The sequence below is a fragment of the Mesorhizobium sp. M8A.F.Ca.ET.021.01.1.1 genome, assembly GCF_003998025.1.
Lineage (GTDB): Bacteria > Pseudomonadota > Alphaproteobacteria > Rhizobiales > Rhizobiaceae > Mesorhizobium.
In genome coordinates this window covers 1-5,093 of sequence record NZ_RZSJ01000464.1, presented here as the reverse complement: position 1 = coordinate 5,093, position 5,093 = coordinate 1, and the positions used below count along the sequence as shown (strand labels likewise).

The 5,093-nt window shown below is 60.3% G+C and carries 9 protein-coding genes and 1 pseudogene; 3 read left to right on the top strand and 7 right to left on the bottom strand.

Features of this window, described 5'->3' with window-relative positions; genetic code table 11:
- The 6 genes from EOA36_RS37430 to EOA36_RS27165 all read right to left on the bottom strand — a co-directional run.
- Positions 1-148: lipoprotein (locus EOA36_RS37430; protein ID WP_189553372.1), on the bottom strand; the 148-nt coding region annotated here is incomplete at its 3' end.
- An 83-nt stretch (positions 149-231) separates the two neighbouring features.
- Complete coding sequence (locus tag EOA36_RS27180; protein WP_127280182.1) at positions 232-558, bottom strand: hypothetical protein; 327 nt, start codon at positions 556-558, stop codon at positions 232-234.
- A gap of 105 nt (positions 559-663) precedes the next feature.
- Complete coding sequence (locus tag EOA36_RS37425; protein WP_189521847.1) at positions 664-840, bottom strand: hypothetical protein; 177 nt, start codon at positions 838-840, stop codon at positions 664-666.
- A gap of 133 nt (positions 841-973) precedes the next feature.
- Positions 974-2,008: a sensor histidine kinase gene (locus tag EOA36_RS27175; protein ID WP_127280181.1), complete on the bottom strand. Its 1,035-nt coding sequence runs from the start codon at positions 2,006-2,008 to the stop codon at positions 974-976.
- A gap of 163 nt (positions 2,009-2,171) precedes the next feature.
- The gene (locus EOA36_RS27170) at positions 2,172-2,336 is read right to left on the bottom strand and encodes a DUF1328 domain-containing protein (RefSeq protein WP_027031438.1); all 165 of its coding nucleotides are present in this window, start codon (positions 2,334-2,336) and stop codon (positions 2,172-2,174) included.
- A 208-nt stretch (positions 2,337-2,544) separates the two neighbouring features.
- A complete protein-coding gene (locus EOA36_RS27165) occupies positions 2,545-3,339 on the bottom strand; it encodes a response regulator (protein WP_127280180.1) in 795 nt (264 codons plus the stop codon).
- A gap of 222 nt (positions 3,340-3,561) precedes the next feature.
- Here EOA36_RS27165 and EOA36_RS27160 point away from each other — a divergent pair, with 222 nt between their 5' ends.
- Positions 3,562-3,765, top strand: coding sequence for a NepR family anti-sigma factor (locus EOA36_RS27160; protein ID WP_127280183.1), 204 nt, complete (start codon positions 3,562-3,564; stop codon positions 3,763-3,765).
- 3 nt (positions 3,766-3,768) lie between these two features.
- The gene (locus tag EOA36_RS27155) at positions 3,769-4,320 is read left to right on the top strand and encodes an RNA polymerase sigma factor (protein ID WP_010911883.1); all 552 of its coding nucleotides are present in this window, start codon (positions 3,769-3,771) and stop codon (positions 4,318-4,320) included.
- Between the two features lie 44 nt (positions 4,321-4,364).
- Here EOA36_RS27155 and EOA36_RS27150 read toward each other — a convergent pair whose 3' ends face one another.
- Positions 4,365-4,745, bottom strand: a complete 381-nt coding sequence (locus EOA36_RS27150) for a response regulator (RefSeq protein WP_245464483.1) — start codon at positions 4,743-4,745, stop codon at positions 4,365-4,367.
- A gap of 151 nt (positions 4,746-4,896) precedes the next feature.
- On the opposite strand from EOA36_RS27150, the pseudogene EOA36_RS37805 reads away from it, so the two are divergent.
- Positions 4,897-5,093, top strand: a pseudogene (locus EOA36_RS37805) (Crp/Fnr family transcriptional regulator); the annotation flags it as partial.

Genomic DNA, 5,093 nt, shown 5'->3' with positions numbered 1-5,093 from the left:
CGGCCGCGCCGATCAGCGCGCCCTTGCCGCCGCCGACCAATCCGCCTACGCCCGCGCCGATCAAGCCGCCGCCGACGACGTCCTGCTCAGTCGTGGTGCAGCCGCTGACGGCAACCACCGCAACCATGGCAATAAGTATTTTCCGCATAGAGTCACTCCTCACTTGTGTCCACACTTTAGTAAGCTCCAACCGCCATTTAGCACGAAACGATGGCCTTTGCTGCTGCAAATTTATTGTTGGCTAAGGTGGTCTTTTTCTGGGCGGATCGTGTTCGATGCCATGACGAGGTTGGAAATCACCAACGAAGCGTCAAGGCTACCGTCTGGCCGCACCTTCCAGGCAATTTGATCGTAGTCGTCCTCCAGCGCGGGGTCGGCCGCGAGGCATTTGGCGACGATATGCTGCGCCTGTCCCTGTACGTCGCCCATCGCGAAGGGGCGCTCAGCGGTGCATTCGTCGGCTGTTGCAAAAACACTGACTGGGACCTGCAATTCCCGACATTCGGCCATCGAGTTCGAGCAACCGATCACCAGTAACAACGCGGCTATGTGTTCCATGACAGATGTTCCTCTGGCCGCAATAACGGCCAACATCGTCAAAAAGTTCCTGTCCTTCCAAGGGAGTTACGCGAATACTTGGATGACAACAGGGCAGGACCTAAGTCAGGTCGACTGCCAGACAACGACCAGCAACATTGTCACGGTCAAGGCAAGAAGGAGCCCCTTCGCCAAACCCTTATCTGCTCGAGGGGGTGTTTCTACGGAGGATTCGGCTTCCAGAAATTCGCCCATCGAAATACGTGCGGCTTGTTCCAGTCTGTTCATGTCGGCGACTGTCAAGACATCCTCCGGTATCGCGCTGCAAGCCTGCAAACAATGTCCGACGGCGGGGCAGGTTCCGGCGGTATCCGGGAAAACAGCATCCGCCCCTTATGGTGAATAGCCGGTTAAGAATCGCTGCTTGCCGAGGCTCTCACTGCGTCTCGAAATTGCTGTGCGGAACGACAAGGCGATATTCGAGGTGGCCGCCGCCGATATTGAGGTCCGCGGTTCCGTTCAGGGATGCTGGCACCACCCGCTCCAAGGCGACGCTGCCGAATCGCTTTTGACCGCCGCGATCGTTGTCGGTCCCTATCGTTTCGGCCCATGTCAAAGACAGGGCTAACTCCCCCGTGGCGGCGGCGTCGAGGTTGGCGGTGACCTCGACGAAACCGTCAGGCCGGGACAGGGCGCCATAGCTGACGGAGTTGACGGCGAGTTCGTGCATCGCCAGGCCGATATGTAGCGCGGCGTTGGGATTGAGGTAGGGATTGGCGCCACGGAAGCGCAGGCTGTGCGATGGGTTCGCTCCGTAGCGGCCGACCTGGCTCGCCACCAGCTCATGAAGGGCTGCCCCTCGCCAGTTGGAGGATGTCACCAGATCCTGGGAGGACGCCAGCGACTGCAGCCGGCCGCGGAAGCGCGTCAGGAAGTCGCCGACGCCGTCGGAATAACGACCGGTCTGGGTCGCGATGCTCTGGATGATCGCCAGCAGGTTTTTCGAGCGGTGGCTGACTTCACGCAGCAGCGTCGTCAATGTCTGTTCGCGCCGCTTCTGCTCGGTCGTCTCGACCATGGTGGTGACGACGCCTTGTACATCGCCATCGTCGCCTCGGTCGGCATCGACCCAAATCTGAAACCAGCGGACGCCATTCTCGACCGGAACACTGATTTCAAGGCGCTGAGGATCGCCGGTCGCGACCACATCGTGCTTGGCGGCGCCGATGCGATCGGCCTGCGCCGTCTGCAGGATGCCGTTCCCGTCGGCATCGTCGGAAGCCCAGGGCGCGCGCATGTTGCGGGCCCATACGGTCTTCATCTCGCGATCCTGGTAAAGGACGGAAATGCCGGCATTGTGCAGCGCGTGGAGAAGAGCCCGACCAAGCTGCATGCCACTTTCGGCCGGATGCATGGCGATGACTTCATCGCTCCGTGCGCCTTCCGTTCTATCTGAAGTCCTGGAGCGCATCGATCAAATCTGTCCACCCAACTCAGGCTGAACGGCTCACTGTCGAATGGGTTCCCCTAAAAGCGGTCCGCCGGACGGTGTCCATTGAAGGACCCCGCCCGGCGGTGGCTGGAAACCGTTTGAGGGGTGCGGCTTCCAGTGTTCGCCTGATGAGCCGTCAGGCTCATGCCCTCTTGAACAGGCCGGCCAGAAGCGAAATGACCAGGAAGGCGAGGAAGATAAAGAACAATATCTGCGCGATACCGGCGGAGGTGCCAGCGATGCCGCCGAAACCAAGCGCGCCGGCAATAATCGCCACGACGAGAAATACGAGCGCCCAGTACAGCATGGTTCATCTCCTTCGAATGATGCGATAAAAACGTGGGTGGATGCGGTTTGTTCCACCATTCGCCGAAAAAGACGGGGCTTGCAAATCGTTCCGGGCAGCGCCGGCTGGAAATTCGCCGGTAGCCGATCCGGCTTGTCAAAAAAGGCCGACGGATGGGTCGCATCCGGCGGCCTTTCTTTGATCTTGTCCGGCTTCCGGAGGCCGCGATCTATGCGGCAGCCTTGGCCTGCCGATCGAAGAACAGCGCCTGGCTGATCAGCGCCTTCACCATGTCGGGATTGAACGGCTTGGTCACGAGGAAGGCGGGTTCGGGGCGCTCTCCGGTCAGGAGACGCTCGGGAAAGGCGGTGATGAATATCACCGGCACCGATGTCGAGGAGAGGATTTCGTTCACGGCCTCGATGCCTGAGCTGCCGTCGGCGAGCTGAATATCGGCCAGCACCATCTTCGGTCGGGTCTTGCCGAACATTGTCACCGCTTCGGCATGGGTACGCGCCGTTCCCACCACCCGATGACCGAGGCTCTCGACCATCTCCTCTATGTCCATGGCAATCAGGGGTTCATCCTCGATGATCAGCACGTCGGTCGCCACCTGGCGTGAGATCTCGTTGCTTGCCTGGGCAAGCAACTCGGAGAATTGCTGGTCGCCGACATCGAGGATTTCGGCCGCCTCGTCCTCGCTGAAACCTTCGACGGCAACCAGCAGGAAGGCCTGGCGCGGAAGCGGCGCGATGGCATTGAGATTGGCGGCCGCGCGCTGTTCCCACGCCGATTGTGCCTGCTCCTGCGGGACGCGGATGGCAACCGATGTGAAGAGCTTGGCGAAAACCTTGTACAAGGCGATCCGGTCACTCGATGCCTCTGGGAAGATCTCGATGTCGGCGATGATGGCTTCGAGCATCGCGGCGACCAGCGCGTCGCCGCTCTCTTGCGATCCCGAGACGGCACGCGAAAAGCGGCGCAGGAACGGCAGGTGCGGTGCGATGGTGGCGGATAAACTCATGGTAAGACGTCTCCCTCAGATGACGCGAGTGCACGGATTGCAGGTCAAGCTTGTTGCAAGCCCCGCTAATACAACGCGGGTTTTCCGAAAAAGTTCCGGCCTATATGGAACGAATAGATGGGAACGGCGTTTGATATCGGGATGGGCAACCCAGACGAGGGTGTCGCTTGCCTTGTGTTGTGTTGTTATGAGCGGCTTGGGCGCTGGGACTATAAGGGCGAAATGAAGGATATGACGAAAGATATTTTGGCTGGCGCCGCGGGCAGGCGCCGGAACGGTGCCGGCGACCCGCTGGGGCCGAACTCCGAAATCGGACGCAAACTCAAACAATATTACGACGAGCTGGTCTCCGACAATGTGCCGGATCGCTTCGCCCAGTTGCTCAGCCAACTGGAACAAGCCGAACCCGCACAGAAGAAGGACTAGATCATGGCCGCGGTCTCCCAAGGCTTCAAGACCGATCTGCTTGGGGCAATCCCAAGCTTGCGGGCCTTTGCCGTGTCGCTGACGCAGAATGCCGACAAGGCCGATGACCTCGTTCAGGAAACGCTGGTCAAGGCCTGGGACAAGCATGAGAGCTTCCAGCCTGGCACCAATCTCAAGGCATGGCTTTTCACGATCCTGCGCAACGAATTCTATTCGCAGATGCGCAAGCGCGGCCGCGAGGTGCAGGACAGCGACGGCATCATGACGGCCCGGCTTGCGGTGCATCCGGCACAGCACGGCCAGCTCGACCTCAAGGATTTTCGCGGCGCCCTCGAGCAATTGCCGGAGGACCAGCGCGAAGCCATCATCCTGATCGGCGCATCGGGATTCTCCTACGAGGAGGCCGCCGAAATCTGCGGTTGCGCGGTCGGAACGATCAAGAGCCGCGTCAGCAGGGCTCGTACACGCCTTCAGGAAATCCTGAAAATCTCCGGCGAGGACGAGTATGGTCCCGATGCGATCTCCGCCCAGGTCACGGGCACGGCGGCACATTGAAATACGGGCTGCATCACGGCAATTCGAGTGCCGTCGCGTCAGTCTTAGCCGGGGGAGCCGCGACCGTAGGCTAGCGCCACCGCTTCAACGAGGTCTTCGCCTGAATAGGGCTTGGTGACCAGCCTCACCCCGGGAAAGGATGCCTTGATCTCGTCCGCATCGGAGTAGCCGGACGCAAACACGAACGGGACGCCGGTCTCCCGCAAGCCCGCGGCGAATTCGAGCGTCGAAGCGCCGCCCAGCATCAGATCGACAATGGCCGCGTCGAAATGCGTCGCGACCTTACGGCCGTCGATCTCGGCCAGGTCGCGGGCAACCACCACCTCGCCCGCACCGTGGTCACGGCAGAGTTGCTCGACATCCATGGCTATGAGGAATTCATCCTCCAAGACAAGAATGCGCAATCCGTCAAGTAATTGGGGCACAGGCAATCGCTCCTTGAAACGCCGGGATTCATGATCGCAATTTGGGGTCTTGTCATTTAAAAAAGACATGCGCCGGCGACGAAACAGCGATCTCGGGCAAGCGCGTGAAACTGGCCTGCCGACCGGCAGACTTTCGCAACGGGGGGTCGAAATGCCAAGCCAGATCGGGCGCTCTTCTTCAAGCCGGCAATATCCTTGCGAGCAGTGCCCATTACGGCCCTTGCCGGTGTTCCGGGAGTTCGAGAAACCGGAGCTGGCCTTCATCAGTAAATTCAAGAAAGGCGAGCTCGCGGTCGACAAGGGTGCCACTGTCCTCGTGGAAGGAAGCCACAGCGCCCATCTCTACAC

What these genes read in the sequence shown, in the direction of transcription:
- EOA36_RS27180 (WP_127280182.1), bottom strand. Translation starts at nt 558, where the DNA reads ATGGAACACATAGCCGCGTTGTTACTGGTGATCGGTTGCTCGAACTCG.
- EOA36_RS27175 (WP_127280181.1), bottom strand. Translation starts at nt 2,008, where the DNA reads ATGCGCTCCAGGACTTCAGATAGAACGGAAGGCGCACGGAGCGATGAA.
- EOA36_RS27170 (WP_027031438.1), bottom strand. Translation starts at nt 2,336, where the DNA reads ATGCTGTACTGGGCGCTCGTATTTCTCGTCGTGGCGATTATTGCCGGC.
- EOA36_RS27165 (WP_127280180.1), bottom strand. Translation starts at nt 3,339, where the DNA reads ATGAGTTTATCCGCCACCATCGCACCGCACCTGCCGTTCCTGCGCCGC.
- EOA36_RS27160 (WP_127280183.1), top strand. Translation starts at nt 3,562, where the DNA reads ATGAAGGATATGACGAAAGATATTTTGGCTGGCGCCGCGGGCAGGCGC.
- EOA36_RS27155 (WP_010911883.1), top strand. Translation starts at nt 3,769, where the DNA reads ATGGCCGCGGTCTCCCAAGGCTTCAAGACCGATCTGCTTGGGGCAATC.